At 73.0% G+C, this 17,082-nt stretch carries 15 protein-coding genes and 1 pseudogene; 6 read left to right on the forward strand and 10 right to left on the reverse strand.

Annotated features, from left to right (window positions below; translation table 11 throughout):
• The first annotated feature begins 21 nt into the window (after positions 1–21).
• Both BL253_RS39545 and BL253_RS24770 read left to right on the forward strand, forming a co-directional pair.
• Positions 22–1,041 (forward strand): class I SAM-dependent methyltransferase, encoded by a 1,020-nt coding sequence (locus BL253_RS39545; protein ID WP_241835089.1) that lies wholly within the window; start codon positions 22–24, stop codon positions 1,039–1,041.
• A 116-nt stretch (positions 1,042–1,157) separates the two neighbouring features.
• A complete protein-coding gene (locus BL253_RS24770; protein ID WP_076819549.1) occupies positions 1,158–1,613 on the forward strand; it encodes a GNAT family N-acetyltransferase in 456 nt (151 codons plus the stop codon).
• Here the strand turns inward: BL253_RS24770 and BL253_RS24775 are convergent.
• Both BL253_RS24775 and BL253_RS24780 read right to left on the reverse strand, forming a co-directional pair.
• Positions 1,594–2,973, reverse strand: coding sequence for an FtsX-like permease family protein (locus tag BL253_RS24775; RefSeq protein ID WP_076819551.1), 1,380 nt, complete (start codon positions 2,971–2,973; stop codon positions 1,594–1,596). The genes BL253_RS24770 and BL253_RS24775 overlap by 20 nt on opposite strands.
• Positions 2,970–3,746: an ABC transporter ATP-binding protein gene (locus BL253_RS24780; protein ID WP_076819593.1), complete on the reverse strand. Its 777-nt coding sequence runs from the start codon at positions 3,744–3,746 to the stop codon at positions 2,970–2,972. Before BL253_RS24780 ends, BL253_RS24775 begins: the two co-directional genes overlap by 4 nt.
• A 334-nt stretch (positions 3,747–4,080) precedes the next feature.
• Here BL253_RS24780 and BL253_RS24785 point away from each other — a divergent pair, with 334 nt between their 5' ends.
• On the forward strand, positions 4,081–5,736 hold the full coding sequence (locus BL253_RS24785; protein ID WP_076819595.1) for a GGDEF domain-containing protein: 1,656 nt from the start codon (positions 4,081–4,083) through the stop codon (positions 5,734–5,736).
• A 111-nt stretch (positions 5,737–5,847) separates the two neighbouring features.
• On the opposite strand, the gene BL253_RS24790 is transcribed toward BL253_RS24785, so the two are convergent.
• From BL253_RS24790 to BL253_RS24805, 4 genes are all read right to left on the reverse strand, one after another.
• Positions 5,848–6,816: an intradiol ring-cleavage dioxygenase gene (locus BL253_RS24790; RefSeq protein WP_076819553.1), complete on the reverse strand. Its 969-nt coding sequence runs from the start codon at positions 6,814–6,816 to the stop codon at positions 5,848–5,850.
• A gap of 578 nt (positions 6,817–7,394) precedes the next feature.
• Positions 7,395–8,006, reverse strand: a complete 612-nt coding sequence (locus BL253_RS39550; protein WP_158230412.1) for a nuclear transport factor 2 family protein — start codon at positions 8,004–8,006, stop codon at positions 7,395–7,397.
• Between the two features lie 67 nt (positions 8,007–8,073).
• Complete coding sequence (locus BL253_RS24800; RefSeq protein WP_081438658.1) at positions 8,074–8,970, reverse strand: SDR family NAD(P)-dependent oxidoreductase; 897 nt, start codon at positions 8,968–8,970, stop codon at positions 8,074–8,076.
• Positions 8,967–9,773 carry an SDR family NAD(P)-dependent oxidoreductase gene (locus tag BL253_RS24805; RefSeq protein WP_076819556.1) on the reverse strand — a complete coding sequence of 269 codons (807 nt, stop codon included), beginning with the start codon at positions 9,771–9,773 and terminating at the stop codon, positions 8,967–8,969. Before BL253_RS24805 ends, BL253_RS24800 begins: the two co-directional genes overlap by 4 nt.
• Positions 9,774–10,154: 381 nt before the next feature.
• On the opposite strand from BL253_RS24805, the gene BL253_RS24810 reads away from it, so the two are divergent.
• The 3 genes from BL253_RS24810 (at position 10,155) to BL253_RS24820 (ending at position 13,354) form a co-directional block, all read left to right on the forward strand.
• Entirely contained in the window at positions 10,155–11,117 is a 963-nt protein-coding gene (locus BL253_RS24810) for a hypothetical protein (RefSeq protein WP_076819557.1), read from the forward strand.
• Between the two features lie 88 nt (positions 11,118–11,205).
• The gene (locus BL253_RS24815) at positions 11,206–11,694 is read left to right on the forward strand and encodes a DUF1203 domain-containing protein (RefSeq protein ID WP_076819559.1); all 489 of its coding nucleotides are present in this window, start codon (positions 11,206–11,208) and stop codon (positions 11,692–11,694) included.
• A gap of 433 nt (positions 11,695–12,127) precedes the next feature.
• On the forward strand, positions 12,128–13,354 hold the full coding sequence (locus BL253_RS24820; protein WP_158230413.1) for a PP2C family protein-serine/threonine phosphatase: 1,227 nt from the start codon (positions 12,128–12,130) through the stop codon (positions 13,352–13,354).
• A 23-nt stretch (positions 13,355–13,377) separates the two neighbouring features.
• On the opposite strand, the gene BL253_RS24825 is transcribed toward BL253_RS24820, so the two are convergent.
• From BL253_RS24825 to BL253_RS41855, 4 genes and pseudogenes are all read right to left on the reverse strand, one after another.
• Complete coding sequence (locus BL253_RS24825; protein WP_241835090.1) at positions 13,378–14,361, reverse strand: LLM class flavin-dependent oxidoreductase; 984 nt, start codon at positions 14,359–14,361, stop codon at positions 13,378–13,380.
• Positions 14,354–14,767 carry an EthD domain-containing protein gene (locus tag BL253_RS24830; protein ID WP_076819564.1) on the reverse strand — a complete coding sequence of 138 codons (414 nt, stop codon included), beginning with the start codon at positions 14,765–14,767 and terminating at the stop codon, positions 14,354–14,356. Before BL253_RS24830 ends, BL253_RS24825 begins: the two co-directional genes overlap by 8 nt.
• 204 nt (positions 14,768–14,971) lie before the next feature.
• A pseudogene (locus BL253_RS24835) lies at positions 14,972–15,523 on the reverse strand (TetR/AcrR family transcriptional regulator); the annotation flags it as partial.
• Between the two features lie 205 nt (positions 15,524–15,728).
• Positions 15,729–16,094, reverse strand: coding sequence for a hypothetical protein (locus BL253_RS41855; protein WP_131831560.1), 366 nt, complete (start codon positions 16,092–16,094; stop codon positions 15,729–15,731).
• Between the last annotated feature and the right edge of the window lie 988 nt (positions 16,095–17,082).

Here is a 17,082-nt window from a genome sequence, read left to right on the forward strand (position 1 = left end):
GACGGCGGCGGTGGAGTCGAAGTGACCAGCGAGCAGGTCGGCCGCTGGCTGGCGGTCGCCGGCACGATCGCCCGGATGGTGCCTGCGGGCACGGTTCGGGTCCTCGTCGACGGCTCCGCGGTCGGGGCCATGCCCGCCGTGCTCGCGGACCGGCTGGCGGACCGGCTGCGGGCGGGCGGTCGCCCCTGCCGCCGGCTCGTGGGCGCGGCGGCGGGCGGTGGCACGGCGGGCGGCGAGGACGCCGCCGACCTGGTGGTGCTCGCGGACGGTCCGAGTTGGCGCGCCGAGCCGGCCGGCGGCCAGTGGGATGTCGTCGTCTGGTTGCGATCCCGCTCGGCGCGGCACGACGACCGCGACGACGGGCGCCGCCCGGACGTCGTCGTCGACGTGGACGACCCGGCGTGGCCGGTGATCAGGCGCGTCGCCTCCCGGCTGGCCGGCGACGGGAGCTGGCATGTCAGCGAGAGCCAGGCGTTCTTCGGCGTCCGCGCGGCCACGTGGGACACGAGGTTCGGGGACGACCTGCCCGCGTACGCCGCCGCCGTCGGCGAGATCGGGCTGCGCCCCGGCGCGGTCGCGCTCGACGCCGGTTGCGGGACCGGGCGTGCCCTGACCGCGCTGCGCGACGCGGTCGGACCGGCCGGCACGGTGATCGGCCTGGACCTGACCTCGGAGATGCTCGCCGCCGCGCGGCACAGAGGCCGTGACGCCCATGCCGCGCTGGTGCTCGCCGATGCCCGCCGCCTGCCCATCCCCACCGGCGCCGTCGACGCGGTCCTCGCCGCCGGCCTCGTGCACCATCTGCCGGACATGTCCGGCGGCCTCGCCGAGCTCGCGCGGGTCAGCCGCTCCGGCGGACGGCTCGCGATCTTCCACCCCTCGGGCCGCGCCGCCCTGGCGGCCCGCCACGGCCGCGCCCTGCGCCCCGACGAGCCGCTCGCCGTCACCCGCCTCGAGCCACGGCTTGCCGCCACCGGCTGGCGCCTGGACAGCTATGACGACCCGCCGCACCGCTTCCTCGTCCTGGCCACCCGCGAGTAGGACAGGTCATCGCGAGCGGCGACGACGCCGAATGCCTGCCCGGATTCCTCAGGCGGGTTCCGCGGACCACCCACCGGCACGGGCGAGCGCGGGCGGGCCGGGACGAGAATGGGGCGGTGAGCGTTGACGAGCGGGCGCAGGTCCGTCTCGAGCGGACGGCGGCCGAGGCGACGTTGCCGTTGCGGCAGCGGGTGCTGCGGCCGCACCAGACGGTTCACGACGTGGCGTTCCCCGGTGACGACGAGGCGGACAGCGCCCATGTCGTCGCCGTCCTGGCGGACGGGACCGTCGTCGGGGCCGTGTCGGTGCTGCGGGAGCCGGCGCCATGGGGCGCGGCCGGCTGGCGGCTGCGGGGCATGGCGACCGACGAGGCGATGCGCGGCCGCGGGATCGGGGCCCGGCTGCTCGCGGCCGTGCTCGACCACGTCCGTGACCACGGTGGCGGGTTGCTGTGGTGCAACGCCCGCGTGCGCGCCGTCCCCTTCTACGAACGGGGAGGGCTGCGCACGCGGGGTGAGGTGCGGGAGGAGCCGGGCATCGGCCCGCATGTCGTCATGTGGCGGGACGTCTGACCTCCCCCAGCGCGGTGCGCATGGTCGCGCGGGCGGCGAACCGGCCGGAGCCCAGGGTGAGCAGCACGACGACGGAGGCGACCAGCGGCGCGATCCACAGCTGGGCGTCCGGGACGACGCCCTCGTCGCGGGCGACCGAGAAGGGGATCACGGTCGCCAGCGAGCCCAGGGCACCGAACACCAGGCCCACGACGGCGACGACGCCGGCCTCCGCCATCACGGACCGCCTGACCTGCGTCGGGGTCGCGCCCATGAGCCACAGCCGGCGCAGCTCGGCCCAGCGGTCGGCGACGCAGGCGGCGAACGCGTTGACGACCATGATGGCCGCGAACAGGGACGCCATCCCGACGACGACGTTGTTCAGCAGGTTGATGGTGTCGGAGTCCTCGGTTCCACCGGGCAGGGTGCGGGTGTCGATGCTCACCAGCATGAGCGTCCCGATCGCCGCCGACGTCAGCACGATCACCGGGGCGAGCACGGCCGCGAGCCGGTGTGCCCGCCGCCGGGCGTTGTACGCCGCGAGGTAACCGGCGCCCTGGCCGCCGAGGCCCGTGATCAGCCCCGCGAGCGGGGCCGCCAGCCAGCGCAGCAGCAGCGGCGCGAGCAGCGCGAGGCCGAGGCCGACCAGGATGGAGCAGCTCCCGCTCGTCTGCATCGCCGCGTACGGGTCGTCGGAGTTCGCCGTCACGGTGATCGTGACGACGCCGCCGCCGACGCCGTAGGCGATCAGCACCAGCGCCGCCACCACCCGGTACCAGCGCATCCGGCCTGTCTCCGCGTCGCTGTCGCGCAGCGTCACGCCGGCGGGCGCGCGGGTCGACCGCCGGGCCGCGACGGCCGCGGCCGCGACGCTGGTGAGCACGACCAGACCGGCGGCGGCGCCGAGGGACGCGGGGCCGGCCGCGTACTCCACCGAGGCGGAGACCGAATGGCCCCGCAGGAGGTCGAGCAGCAGCCAGCCGGTGCCGGCGGCGAGCACGGCGCCGGCGAGCGCGCCGAGGACGGCGACGGCCAGTGCCTCCCGGCGGATCAGCCGGCGGGCCTGGCGCGGGGTCGCGCCGAGGACACGCAGCAGCCCGATCTCGCCGGCCCGGCGCGCCGCGGTGAGGCCGACCGTCGAGGCGACCGAGAAGAGCACGATCAGGCTGCCCCAGCCGCCGACGACAGCCCCCATGATGATCAGGGTCTCCCGGTCGGCGTCCCGGTCCGGGGCGGCGGGGCCGAGGGCGAGCGCGGTCTCGACCAGGGTGGCGAACGAGCCGATCAGCGTGGTGCCGAGCAGGACCGCGAGGAAGGTGGCGACCTGCGCGGTCATCCGGTGGCGCAGCGACCGGAGCGCGAGGCCTGTCATCCCGCTCATCGCCGCACCGCCCGCTCGTCGAGGTGGGCGGCCCGGTCGTCGAGGTGGGCGGCGCGGGCGGCGACGGCGTCCGCCGTGGGCGCCTCGATCCGCCCGGCGACTCGGCCGTCGGCGAGGAACACCACCGCGTCGGCGTAGGCCGCGGCGACCGGGTCATGGGTGACCATGACGACGGTCTGGCCGAGCTCGTCGACGCAGGCGCGCAGCAGCGCGAGCACGTCCCGGGCGGTCGCCGAGTCGAGCGCGCCGGTCGGCTCGTCGGCGAGGACGACCGCCGGGTCGGTGACCAGCGCGCGGGCGATCGCGACCCGCTGCCGCTGGCCGCCGGACAGCCTTCCGGGCAAGTGATGGGCGCGGTCCGCGAGGCCGACCAGGTCGAGCAGGCCGCGCACCCGGGCCCGGTCGGGCCGCCGCCCGGCGAGCCGCGGCGGCAGGCCGACGTTCTGCTCGGCGGTCAGGTAGGGCATCAGCTGGAAGTCCTGGAAGACGAAGCCGATGCGCTCCCTGCGCAGCCGGGAGCGGCGGTCCTCGTCCCAGTCGGTGACGTCCGTGCCGGCCACCAGCACCCGGCCGCCGCTCGGCCGGTCGATCCCGGCGGCGCAGGACAGGAAGGTGGACTTGCCGGAGCCGGAGGGGCCCATCACGGCGGTGAAGGTGCCGCGGGGGAAGCCGAGGTCGACGCCGTCGAGGGCGTACACGGCTCCGGTGCCCGCGCCGAAGGTCCGGGTCAGGCCCTGTGCCTCCAGCGCGAAGGGGACTGGCGGGGCTGTCATGAGCTCGCTCCAGGTGAGTGGGCCGTTCGCGACGGGTAGCGACACTCACGCTAGAAACGGGCCGGTTCACGCACGAGGGGCCTGAACCGCCACCGGGGGTGGAGCTAGCCCCACCGTTCACGAGAAATGGTGGGCGCCATCGGCGGGCGGTCACCGGTGTGGGCCCGCGAGCACTCCGGTGGAGGCCACCGAGAGCCCCGCGTCGGCGAGGGTCGACCGCGCCGGCCGTCCACGTCGCGCGGGGTCGGCCGGCCCGAGCAGGCGGGATGAGCCGGGCGGGCACTCACCTAATGAATCCGGTCGATTGCGGTATGCTGTCGCAGGGATACAGATGATGTCCGAACTCGGGGGCGTCACCGACGCCACGGGCTTGCCGTCGCGTGCGACCGGGGTGGGTCGGGTGCGCCGGCTGGTGCGGTACGCCATAGTGGCCTCCGCCCTGCTCCTCGGGCTGGACGTCGCCTTCGCGGCGCTGCTGGACCTGGACTCCGCCCGCGCCGCCACGCTGTTCGTCGCCGCCGTCGCCCAGCTTGCCGCCGCGGTCGCCTGCTTCTGGTCCGCCCGCCGGGTACACGGCACGGAGCGCCGCTGGCGAGTGCTCATCGCGATCACCGCCACCGGCGTGATGATGGGGACCCTGTCGGTGGCGCCGGCGTTCCTGGCCGGCCACATGCCCCACCAGGGCGGCATGTCCGCCGGCTACGCCGCCTTTCTCGTCCTCTACGGCCTCGCTCTGGCCGGTCTGCTGTCCCTGCCGACCGATCCGCTCGAGGGCAACCGCGCGAGTCAGGGCCGATGGCGGCCCGGTGCCTACCGCTGGTACACCATCACTCTGCTGGACTGCGTGCTGATCGTCGGCTCGCTGGTCCTGGCGCAGTGGACGATGACGCTCGCCGCGCGCGTCCGGGCTCCTAACACCGAGGCGTTCGAGCTCGCTCTGATCCACCAGGTGGCCGGCCTGGTCCTGGCCGCCGCGGTCGTGTTGATCGCTTGCTTTCGCCGGCCGCGCGCCCCCGCGACGCTGGCCCTGGTCGGCGCCGGCCTGGTGACCTACGCGCTCACGACCAATCTCCTGCCGTACATCGCGGCGGTGCGTGGATTGTACCAGCCAAAGTGGGAACTGATCGGATTCGCCCTCGCCTTCTTGCTGATCTTTCTGGCCGCGCTGATCCCGGTTCCGCGCCCCGCACAGTCGGACGGGCCGGCGCCGCCCGGCCCACGGGCGATGTGGGCGCATGCCGTTCTGCCCTATGTCGTGCTCGCCGCCGCGGGCCTCCTCATAGTCCTGAAGCTCGTCGACGGTGCCCGACTCGACCCCTTCGAGACCTACGGCATGATCGCGCTGCTGGTGGTGGCCCTGGTCCGGCAGATGGTCACCGTCGCCGAGAACACCCACCTGCTCGCCGAAACCCGGGAGCAGAAGCAGCAACTGCATCACCAGGCGTTCCACGATCCCCTGACCGGCCTGGCGAACCGGGCGCTGTTCACGCGACGGCTGCAGCGGGCCCTGACAGCGGCCACCGACGGTGGCGCCACCAGGGCCACCGACGGCCACGACGGCGGCATGCGGATGTCCGTCCTGTTCCTGGACCTCGACGGCTTCAAGCGGGTGAACGACACGTTCGGCCATGCGGTCGGCGACGAACTGCTCCAGATCGTCGCCGACCGGTTGCGGGCCGAGACCCGGGCGGCCGACACCGCCGCCCGGCTCGGCGGCGACGAGTTCGCCCTCGTCCTCGACGGAGGCGACCCCGGCGACTCCCTCCGCGTCGGCGAACGACTCGCGGTCGCCGTTCAGGCACCGTGCCTGCTGGCCGGACGGCCCTACACCCCTCGCGCCAGCCTGGGCATGGTCATCCTCGATGGCGCCGCCACCCGGCCCGCCACCCCCGACGTCCTGCTCCATCAGGCCGATCTCGCTATGTACGCGGCAAAACGACGACAAACGGGCACTCTCGTCGTCTACCACCCAGCTCTCGCCTTCTCGTGATCTACGCGGTGGCGCTGGCCGACCTGCTCTCGTTGCCCCCAGAGCCCAGCCGCTTGTCCACACTCAACGGTCACCACGACAACGCCGCACGTGAAGGGTGATCATCTCTGGTCAGCCCGGCTGGCCGCCTGGTGATGGGCCGCCGGGCATGCCGGCCGACTGGCCGCTGCCGGGGCTGGTCGTGGTGTCGACGCCGACGGCGAGCGAGACGGTGTAGCCGGTGGTGACGGCGCCGGTGACCGTGGCGAGCTGGTGGGCGCCGCCGTCGTCCCCGAAGACGCCGTCGCTGGTGAGACCGACCCTCGCGAGGTTGGTCACGGACGCCTCGTAGCCCGCCTGCGCGTAGACCTGGTCGCAGATGTCCTTGGGGAGCGCGACCTGGGAGGTGGCGATGGCCTTGGTGGCGTCGGTGATGCTGGCCTGGTCGGGGTAGGCCTCGAAGTGGACGTGCGGCCACCGCCCGCTGTAGCAGGCGGGGAAGATGCTGGTGAAACGCACCTTGCCGGACGCGTCGGCGATCTGGACGCCGCGCAGGTAGTTCTGGTCGGTCACGCCCTTCGAGTACATGGAGTAGCGCCCTTCCCGGTCGCAGTGCCACACGTAGACGGCCACGCCCGTGAACGCGCCACCGCCACCGGCGAGATCGGCGATCGTCAGCTCCACTGTCATGGGGACACCCCCGGCGGTGCCCGACGCCGTCCCGAAGCTGGACCGGATGTCGCCGCGCACGACGCCGCTCTGCTGGAGCACGTCCGGACCGTTCGAGCCGTCGCCGGGGTACGGGCCCGCCGTCTCCTGCGGGATCTCCCCGGACGCGGCGCTCGTTGACGTGGACGCGGTCGAACCGGCTGTCGCGGAGCCGTGCGACGCGCCCGTCGACGTGGCGGAACCGGAGCCGGACCCACACGCGGCCAGGCCCGCCGTCGCCGCGCCGAGCCCCACCAGGCTCAGGAGCCGCCGGCGGCTCAGCAGGGTGCCGATGTCGAACGCGAGTCCCTGATCGACGACGTCCCGCGGCGGCCGGGCGAGCGGGCGTCCCTCGTAGGACGGGATCCCGTCGGGCCGCTGGTTCTTCGCCACGCGCGTCTCCTCTGCCGATCGGATGGTTCCGCGCTTCACAGCGTGACGAAGGGATCTTTGGTCCCGCTATGCGTCTGCTGTGAGATTGCTGTGTAATCCGGCCCACCCCGACCGGATCCTATTCATCCCTTCCATATCATCCGCCCGGTCCGGTGGTCTCGCCCGGAGCCTGGCCGGTATTCAGAATTCCACCGGAAATCCCACTCGACGCGAGCCGGGACGTCAGCCCCGAGCCCGGCGGCGTGTCGATACCGAAACCGCCGGCCGGCGCGAGTTCGGATCTGCGACGGCACGCGACGGAACGTCCTCGGAGAGGACTTCGCGCCCGCCCGCTTCTCGGGTGAACCACAGCCTGGCCCGCGATATCCGACGTCGGTACCGCCATGGTCCGATGCCGGGACACGTACGAGAAAGGGAGTTCGAAGCCGCGAATTCGGAAACTTGGACTCGCCGCGGTGACGGTCGCCGACGAAGCAGGCGCCGCCGGCGGGGTCACTCGGCCCGACCACCCCGCCGCGGCGCGCACCGCGCCTGAGAGCCTCTCCCCGTCGCGCCGCCAGCCCACACCGCGCCTGCGGTCATCCCGTATGGCCGCCGCCGTGCTCGGCCCAGAAGGACCGCCAGGTCGGTTCGCCGTACGGCACGGTACCCACCCCGTCATGATGCCTCGGCCAGTCGGCGGCCCGTTGCCGCAGCGGGCGCTCCGCCGTCTCGATCCCGAACCACAGCTCGTGCCCGCGCGAGACGAACCTCCACGCGCCGTCGACGCGCCGGTACCGGTCCCGGTAGAGGATCGCCTGCTCCACGAAGCGGCCCGGGTCCGGGCCGTCCCTGGTCTCGATGTAGCCCCGGCAGTACACGAGGCCGCGCGCCTCGTCCGCGCCGCCGCCCCCGCCGCCCCCGTCGGCGCCGCCCCCGTCCGCGTCGCCGTCGCCGTCGCCATCGCCATCGCCATCGAAGTCGATGATGTGGTTGCCGACGAACAGGACCGTGACGCCCACCTCGCTCATGGACCGGCGGAACAACCTCCTCATCGCCGGGACGGAGGCCGGCACCCACAGCTCGGCGACGGCGTCGATGTCCCGGCTGTCCAGTCCCCAGGCATACCGGTACGCGAGCTGGCGGATCTCGTCACGGTCGGCCACCCGCCGGAGGCGTCGCAGCTCGACCGCGAGGTCATCGGCGCTCACAATCGCATCCCCTTCGGGCGGGTCGGGTGGCCACCACGGCGGGTGGCCCGCCGGGGCGGGACGGCCGTCACCGCTGGTCGCCGCGGGCGGCCGCCTCGAGGGCCGGGGCGACGGCGGCGACGCTGACCGTGTCGCCGTTGGGCACGGCGCCGTCCGGCTGGCGCAGCAGCCACGCGACGACGGCGCCCACGGACTCGGGGGTCCGGCCGTGCTCGGCGACCCAGCGCAGGTCGGGGCGGGCGAGGACCCGTTCCGTGGCGACCGGCCCGGGCTCGACGTTGAAGCAACGGATGCCTCGCTCACCCAGCTCGGCGGCGATCGCGCCGGCCATCCGGTGAAAACCGCCCTTGCTGCACCCATAGCTGACCGCCCAGCCGCCAGTGGTGCCCGGGCCGCCGCGCGGATCGGCCGTGCCGGCGCCCGACGTGATGCCGACGACCGTGCCGCCGCCCGCGTCGACCATCGCCCGGACCGCCCGCTGGGTGAGCAGCAGTTGCGCGGTGAGGTTGGCGTAGATCCGGCGTTCGATCTCGGCCCGGCTCACGTCGAGGAATCCGGCGTCGCCTCCCGGCCCGACATAGATGGCGTTGTTGACGAGCACGTCGAGCCGGCCGAAGGCGTCGAGCGCCTCCTCCACGGCCGGGACCAGCCGGTCGGCGTCGAGCAGGTCGAGGGGCACGGGCACGACCCGGGCGCCGAGGGCCGTCGCCTCGGCCGTGGTCGACTCCAGGCTGCCCGGCAGGCCGTACGGCCCGTCGCCCTCGCGGACGGTACGCGCGGTGACCGCCACGTCGTAGCCGTCGGCCGCGAGGGCGAGCGCGACGGCCCGGCCGATGCCACGGCTGGCCCCGGTGACCAGCGCCGTCGGCCACCGGCCCGGCTCCGTACCCGGGCCCGGCTGGTCAACCACGGTTTCGGCGGGCCCGGCTGACTCGGCGGGCCCGGCTGACTCGGGGGCCGTCATGCTTCGGGAAGCTCGGGCGCCCAGGAGACGCCGTTGATGTGGCTTCCCCCGTCGACGAAGAGCGTGTTGCCGGTGAGGTAGCGGGCGTCCTCGCTGGCGAGGAACACGGCGACGCCACCGATGTCGGCCTCGGGGTCGCCGAGCCTCCCCATCGGGTTCATGGCCGCGGCGCCGGCGAGCAGCGCCGGGTCCTGCCGGGCCAGCCGCTCGAAGGCGGCCGACCGCGCCGCCGGGCAGATGACGTTCGCGACCACCCCGTACGGCGCCCATTCCCGGGCGGCCGTACGGGTCAGGGTGCGCAGCGCCTCCTTGGCGGCGTTGTAGTCGAGCGAGCCGACGTGCGCGTTCACGCCGTTGAGCGAGCAGATGTTCACGACCCGGCCCCAGCCCTGCGCCTTCATCAGCGGGAAGACCGCCTGCATGGCCCAGAACGGCCCGTAGAAGCCGACCCGCAGGGCGTGGTCGAGCTGGGCGTCGGTCTTGAGCTCGGCCCGGGCCAGGCCGCCACCGCTCCACGCGTTGTTGACCAGGACGTCGACCGTGCCGAACTCGTCCTTCGCCGCGGTCACGGCGGCGATCACCTGTGCCCGGTCGCTGACGTCGGTGAGCACGAACCGGACGTCGCCGCCGACGTCGGACACCAGCTCGGCCGCCGTCGCTTTGCCCAACGGCTCGTCGTACTCGGCGATGACGACCTTGGCTCCCTCGCGCAGGAAACAGCGGGCGATGCCGCGCCCGATCCCCTCCCCCGCCCCGGTGACGATCGCCACCCGTCCCGCCAACCGACCCGTCGGACCCGTCACCAGTGCTCCTTCGCCTGACGTCGCCCGCCCGGACGTAGCGCGGACGGGCGGACGGTACGGGGCGAGACCCGACAGGGTCAACCCTTTCCTGACGACCCGTCAGGTCTGGCTGGCCACCCGGCGGTGCCCGACCGACCGGCGGGACATATCCGGAACATGACGCGTATTGGTCCTTGCCCGGAGCAACGGTAGGGCGGAGGATCTCCCGCGTCGCGGACGTCGGCTCGGCCGAACCAGGCGAGGACCTTCGGGTGGCCGGTCCGTGGGCGGTGCGCGCGCCGGATACGGGATGATCGAGCCCGGTGGGACCCGACGGTTCGGAGGTCGCGGTGACCGGCCGCGGCGCCATCTTCGATTGACTTTCGGKACAGGGGCAGTCCGATGCTCTGGCGCTACACCAAGGCACTGCTGATCGTCCTGATGTCGGGCGGCCTGGTCGGGCCGGTCTTCCTGCTCGTGTACTACCTGAACGACGCCGAGACTCGTTCGCTGCTCACGTGGATGCTCGTCATCGGCCTGGCGATCAGCGTGCTCGACCTGGTGATCGCCGCGTTCATCACCCGCGCCGGCGGCGGCATGCAGGMCGCCATGCGGCTGGCCGGGATGGGTGCCGGCGGCGGCGTGGYGGTGAGCATCGGAGGCCTCGCACCGACCGTCGCCCTCGAGCGTGACGGTGTGCTGGCGCTCGCCCGGATCACCGGCATGACCGAGACTGGCATCAGCATCAACGATCATCCGACGGTTGGGATCCGCCTGCGAGTCGAGGGGCCGGGCTTCGCGTTCGACGCCCAGGAGCAGGTGATCGCCATGGTGACCCGGCTGGCGACCCTCAACGCCCGCAAGGTCGTCGTCCTCGTCGACCCCGCCACCCACGCCCTCGCCATCGACTGGGACCGCAGCGCGCTCGTCAACGGCGAGGTGGCCGCGCGCTTCACCTTCGCCGAGGACGACACCACCTATGACCTGACCGGGCAGGCCGGCCCCCTGCTGGAGATCCTGCGGATCCTCAAGGCCCATGGCGTCCCGTTCGACCAGCTGGTCGACGCCCGCTCGAACCCRGCCCTGCGCGACCAGCTACGCGCCGTCGTCCAGCAGGCCACCGCCACGCGGTCCACCGCGGCCCACGCCACCGCGCCCCAGGACGCGGCGAGCCACACGGCGGTCCCGGCTCCGGTCCCGGTCCCGGCCTCGGCCGGGGAGCCCGAGGCCGCGTCGACGCCGCTGACCAGGCCACGACGATCCGCCGTCGAGCGGATGGACGAGCTCGACGCGCTGCGCGCCGCGGGCGCCGTCACCGACGTCGAGTACGGGACCAAGCGCGACCAGATCATCGCCGAGATCTAGCCGACCACCCCGAGGATCCCGAGCCGTGCCCAGACGCGATGGCGAAAATCCGCCAGACGAGCCGGGCCGCCGATCGAATGATGGGCGCATGACCACCACCGAGGCCGCCACCGCCAAGGCCGCCACCGCCTACCGCCTCCGGCCGATCGATCCTCGCGACGCCGACCGGCTGCGCGCCGGTAACCCGAACGCGCCGGTGTACGCCGTCGACGCCCATCCGGGTTACCCATGCCGGCAGTGCCTGCGGGACGCGGACGTCGGCGAGGAGGTGATCCTCGTGTCACACGATCCGTTCACGGCCGACAGCCCGTACCGCTCGGCGAGCCCGATCTTCCTGCACCGCGCCCCCTGCGAGCCGCCGCCGGACCTCCGGACCCTTCCGGTGCAGCTCGTCGGCCGGGAACTGTCCGCCCGCGCCTTCGACGCGGACGCGATGATGATCGACGCTGCTGTGGTCGCCGGCACCGACCTCGCCGGGACGCTCGACCGCTTCTTCGACGTCGACGCGTGCGACCACGTCCACGTGCACAACGCGAGCCGTGGCTGCTGGGCCACCCGCGTCGACCGCGATCGTTGACCGCGAGGCCATCAGCCCTTCTGGACCGTGGACAACGCGGCCTTTGTCGCCGCCTGGCACGGAGCTCGCCACGGCTGGTCGTCGGCCCACGCCCAGACCGGGAATGCCGCGGCGCGGGCGGGTGGTTGGGCGCGGCGGCGACGCGGGCGAGCCGATCGACGGCGCCACGCTGCGCATCAGGCTCGCGGCCGCCCGCCGCCACGCCGACACGGCCGGCACCGCCGCCAGCTTGACCCTCGCCGACCACGGTCCGGGGCGCCTGGCGGATGTCACACGGGCCACGGCGCCCGATACGGCCGATACGTCGGCGTTTGTACCCAGCTTTGCCCGTTGCGCGGCGGTACGAGGGATTACCGGACGGCTGTCACGCGCGGCGGTCCGGCCGCGGCAGCCAGCCGGAAGCTCTCGGATGTCGCCGGTGAAGGCGGGTGGGATGGACGACCGGTTCGAGTCGGCGGTGCCTGCGGATCCCTGGTCGCTGGCGGACTCCGACGATGGCATGCCGCACGCCGTCGGTCTGTGGGACCACGACATCACCGGTGGCCGGCTGGTCTGGGACCGGCGTGCCCTCGAGCTGCACGGTATCGACCCGGATCATTTCGGCGCGACGATCGAGGAGTTCTACGACGCCATCTATCCCGCCGACCGGCCGATGGTCCGGGAGGCGGTGGACGCGGCGCACGAGGGGCGCGACACGTTCGTGGCCGAGTACCGGGTGCCGCGGCCGGACGGGTCGCTGGCGTGGATCCAGGGCCTGGGCCGGGCGGTGTCCGGCCGTGACGGGCGGGCCACCCGCACGATCGGCGTCTTCGTCGACGTGACCTGGCGCCGGTCGATGGTCGATCTGCTGCAACGCGCGGTCCTGCCGAGGACGCTGCCCGACCTGCCCGGCATGGACCTGGTGGCGCGCTACCGCTCGGCCGGCCGAGACACCGGCATCGGCGGCGACTGGTACGACGCCGTGGTTCTTCCCGACGGCGCGGTCTTCGTGACGATCGGCGACGTCGGCGGTCACGGCCTGCCCGCCGTCGCCACGATGGCGCAGCTGCGCCACTCCGCCCGCGCCTACGCGTTCGAGGGCCACACCCCGGCCGAGATCAACAGGCAGCTCGGCGCGAACCTCGCTCCCGACCCGGACGGGACGCTCGCCACGGCGGTGATCGCGCGGCTCACGCCGGACCTCGACCGGCTCACCTGGTCATGCGCCGGGCACCCGCCACCGCCGCTGCTTGACGACGGCGGCGCCGAGTACCTCGACGACGTGCACGGACCGACGCTCGGCGCCGGCCCCACGATCGACTATGGCGAGAGCGACCTGAGCCTGCCGCCCAGCGCCCGGCTCCTCTTCTACACCGACGGCCTGGTGGAGCGACGGGACATCTCGATCACCGACCGGCTGGACACCCTCGCCACGACCGCCGCCGCGGCCTGCGCCGACGCCTGTGACAGATCCGGGGCCACGGGCAGACCGGCGACCACGAGCGAGCCGGCGGTCACGAACGAGCCGGCGGTCACGAACGAGCCGGCGGCCACCATCAGCGGCGGCCCATGGAGCGGGCCGGACGGTCTGGCCGGCATCTGTGACCGCATCCTCGCCGACGTCGTCGGCATGACCGACCGCGAGGACGACCTGTGCCTCCTCGCCCTCGCGACCCGCTGACCCCTCGGCGCGGGCGGGCGGCGCTAGGAGTTGTGGGCGGCGCCTGCGAAAGCGGTCAGTTCACGCGGTATGTCGGGGCCGGCCGGGGTGTAGACGACTTCGCGGAAGCCGAAGCCGGCGAGGCGCGCGAGCCCGCGTCGGATGCGCTCGGGGTCGCCGACGAAGGTGCGGGTGTCGATGTGTTCGAGCAACGCGCGGTCGCGGTCGGGCAGGTGGGTGACGTGCCCTTCGAAGGTCAGCAGATGGCGTTCGCCGTCGGGGGCCAGCGCCTCGAGGGCGTCCCGCCAGGCCGAGCCGCCGGGTAGCGCGTCGACGGCCGCGGCGCCGCCCTGGGCGTAGGCGTTGTGCCAGTCGACGACGCGCCACGGTCCCACCGCCTCCAGGACCCGGTCGGAGCGGGGGTCCTCGCCTGGGTCGAGCACCGTGCCGGACATGATCGTCGCGGTGGGGAGGGTGGGGTGCGGCGCGCCGACGACGCCGTCGGCGATCTCGGTCGCGAGCCCGGCGCCCTTCGGGCCGAAGACGCTGAGCCAGATCGGCACGTCGAGCGGGCGGGGGCCGGCGAGGCCCGGCCCGTGCAGCATGCGGACCGGCTGGCCGTCCGCGACCGCGGTCCTGCCGGCCAGGAGCTGGCGCAGGGCCGTCACGTAGTCGGCGAGGGCGGCGAGCTTCATGGGGCGCTGGCCGGCGGCGATCCGGGAGGTGAAGCCGGTGCCGAAGCAGGCGCGGAACCGCCCGTCGGAGATCCGGGCGATCGCGGCGACGGCGGCGGCCATCGCCATCACCGACCGCTCCGCGGGGACCAGGACCGCGGTGCCCAGGCCGATGCGGGTGGTCCGCTCCGCGGCGAGCGCGAGATGGACGAACGGGTCCTCCCACAGTGGCGCGGAGTCGTAGATCCACACCCTGCGGTAGCCGAGCCGTTCGGCCAGCACCGCCAGGTCGGCGAAGTCCGGCCCCGGTGGCAGCCCGCAGGAGACTTCCAGGGACACCTCTGGATCAACCACGTCGACGCTCGTCTCCAGCGGATCGCCCATCTTCGACGGATCCGGCGGTGAGGTCCGAGACCCGGTCCTCGGCGAACGCGACGCGGGTCTTGGCGCGGTCGAACAGGACCTTCTCGTCGGCGATGACGGCGCCGACGAGGTCGGCGTGCTGCCGCGCGTCCCGCTGTTCGTCGGTGAACGCGGCCATGTCGTCGTACCAGATCTCCGTGATGACGTCGTATTCCGGTTCCACGGGCTCCCCGCCAAGGACGACGTTCCCGGCGGGGTGGAGGAAGTGCCGCTCGTAGCGTCTGGCACGCGTGGCGAGTTTCTCGACGAGCGGGACGTGGACGCTCTCGTAGTGCTCGATGAACTCGGCCAGGGAAAGCCCCGGCTTCCGCTTCAACAGCATGATCACCTTCAGCATGGAGCTCCTCTCTTCAGCTGGGTTGGTCCGTCGGTCGGCGACCCCATGGCGCGGCCGTCAACCGCCACTCGAATCGGTGCTGGCGGCCGTTGGAACGGTCGCCGCCCCGAGTGGGACGGCGCCGGCGGGCGGGCCGGCGACCGCGGTGGGTGGGACGGTGTCGGCAGAGGCGGGTGGGCCGGTGTCGGCAGGGGCGGTGGGGGTCGCGAGGGCGTGCAGTCCGGCGCGGATCCGGTCGAGCGACATGCCGCGGGCGGTGTGCAGGTAGTCGACGGCGTCGGCGCGCAGCGCGGTGTACAGGATGTGGGCGAGGTAGTCGGCGTCCTCGCCGGGGCGCGCGGCGGCGATCCGCCGGGTGAGCTCGGCGATCCAGTGCCGGCTGGCGGGGTTCGCGTAGAACACGTTCGGCCCGCTGTGTTCCAGCGCCCGGATGAGGGACCGGTTGGCCCAGACGAGGTCGAGCAGCCCGTCCAGGTAGGCGCGCAGTGCCTCGGCCGGCTCGCCACCGGGCCCGAGCGGCGGGGGCCCCTGCTCCTGCCGCAGCAACGCGGCGGCGCGGCGGGCCAGGACGGCCTCGATCAGCGAGCCCCGGTCGCTGAACCGGCGGAAGAGGGTGCCTTTCCCGACCCCCGCGGCCTCGGCGATCTCGTTCATCGACACCGTCTCGACGCCGGCCCGGTCGAACAGGTCAGCCGCCGCGGTCAGGATGGCCTCGCGGTTGCGGGCGGCATCCGCTCGCTCCGGTACGACCCTCACCAGCCTGCGCCTCCCACCCACCTCGGGCCCCCGCGCCAAGCGGACCGCCGGTCCACACCGTAGCACCGAAGCGGACCGCCGGTCCGGAGATCATCACTGGTCAAGCACGCGGTGGGACCTGACCGTCACGCATGCCCTGGGACCAGCATTCAGCTGTGGGAGGCACATCCCGCCAGACGATCTTAGCGCCTGGGGCCTTATCCGATCATTGCCTTGTTCCACAGCCGCAACGCTCGATGTCGGATGAGTCGCGGCTGGTCGGAGAATCCTCCAGGCCCGCGAGGGTATTGATCAGATCGGTCCCGGGAATGCCGGCCTCGAACCACCCGAGGGCCATGCCGGCCCAGTAGCCGCTCCATGATTCGAGCACGAACCGCAGCAATGCTGGGATGAGCGACGCGCCCGCCTCTGCGGTGATGACGGATACCGCCACCTCGTCCGGGGATCTTTCCAATAGCGGTAGCAACCAGAGGATGCGTTCTTGCGCCGGTCGGACGGGATTGTTAGGGCCCCAGGTGATCCACCCGCCTGTATGGTCGAGCCCGAGCGTCAGCCCCTGCGCGTTGATCAACGTTACTGGTTGATGGCCACCGTCGACTGGGCACGGTTCGTGCGCCACTGGATCATCGTGGCGCACGACGCCCGTTCTCGGGCTCGCGGGGCTCGAGACCGGCGAACTCCCAGGTCACGGTCCTCAGCACGAGGCAACAAATGTAGCCTTGACCACCCCCAGCCGCGCGTGTCCGCCACCGGCGCGGTGGCCGACTCGCACGCCGAGCCAGGCCAGAACCTCATGGGTGCCGTTCGCCCCGCCCCTGCCCCGGCCCCAGCGCCAGCGCCAGCGCCGACGCGACGCCGACCAGGCAGCCATCGTCGGCGGGTGCGGTCAGGATGTCGGTTGCTGACTCCATAGCTGCCGGTTCGAGTCGGTGCGGTGGTGCTGTGCTGTGCGAGGTCGTGGCCGTGTGTGGGAGGTAGCCGTCCTCATCGTGCCGCCGGTGCCATGCCGACCGGTTTCACGTGCGTAGAGAAATACCGATGCCGGCTTCTTGGTAAGCCTTCCCATCAAGCCTCTTGGTGTTTATCTTTTAGATAGCGACGGGCTGATTTATAAGGCCACACATCTAGGCTCAACTATCTGCCTGTCGGTTTGTGTGATTCCGCATTTCGGGCTAACATGAACGCATGTTCGAAACGGGTGGCGACGGTCCGGGCAATGGCGCTGCGCCGCTGTCCCAGAACYCCTCCACCGCGGACACCGACGCGGCTGTGGCGACCATCGCGGCACGCCCGGACCGGGTCTCGCGGCCGACGGGTCCCGGATGCGGCCGGTCGGGCGCGCGTACAGTCTCGCGACGTCCACCGTCGCGCGAGGCAGCCCATTTCTCGGCCCGGTCGTCGTCGCCCGCCGCCTCGGCCTCCCCCACCACCTCCGCTCCGTCCGGGCGCACCTACGCCGATACCTCTTCTGGCTCCGAAGGTTCTGGCACCGAAAGGCCGGCTACCTCGGCCTCCCCCACCGCCCCCGTTCCCTCCGAGGGCACCTACGCCGATACCTC

Origin of the sequence: Pseudofrankia asymbiotica, assembly GCF_001983105.1 — a bacterium.
Lineage (GTDB): Bacteria > Actinomycetota > Actinomycetes > Frankiales > Frankiaceae > Pseudofrankia > Pseudofrankia asymbiotica.

Excerpts from the sequence above, each read along its gene's own strand:
- BL253_RS24775 (WP_076819551.1), bottom strand. The coding sequence starts at position 2,973 with ATGAGCGGGATGACAGGCCTCGCGCTCCGGTCGCTGCGCCACCGGATG.
- BL253_RS24780 (WP_076819593.1), bottom strand. The coding sequence starts at position 3,746 with ATGACAGCCCCGCCAGTCCCCTTCGCGCTGGAGGCACAGGGCCTGACC.
- BL253_RS24785 (WP_076819595.1), top strand. The coding sequence starts at position 4,081 with ATGTCCGAACTCGGGGGCGTCACCGACGCCACGGGCTTGCCGTCGCGT.
- BL253_RS24800 (WP_081438658.1), bottom strand. The coding sequence starts at position 8,970 with ATGACGGCCCCCGAGTCAGCCGGGCCCGCCGAGTCAGCCGGGCCCGCC.
- BL253_RS24815 (WP_076819559.1), top strand. The coding sequence starts at position 11,206 with ATGACCACCACCGAGGCCGCCACCGCCAAGGCCGCCACCGCCTACCGC.
- BL253_RS24820 (WP_158230413.1), top strand. The coding sequence starts at position 12,128 with ATGGACGACCGGTTCGAGTCGGCGGTGCCTGCGGATCCCTGGTCGCTG.
- BL253_RS24830 (WP_076819564.1), bottom strand. The coding sequence starts at position 14,767 with ATGCTGAAGGTGATCATGCTGTTGAAGCGGAAGCCGGGGCTTTCCCTG.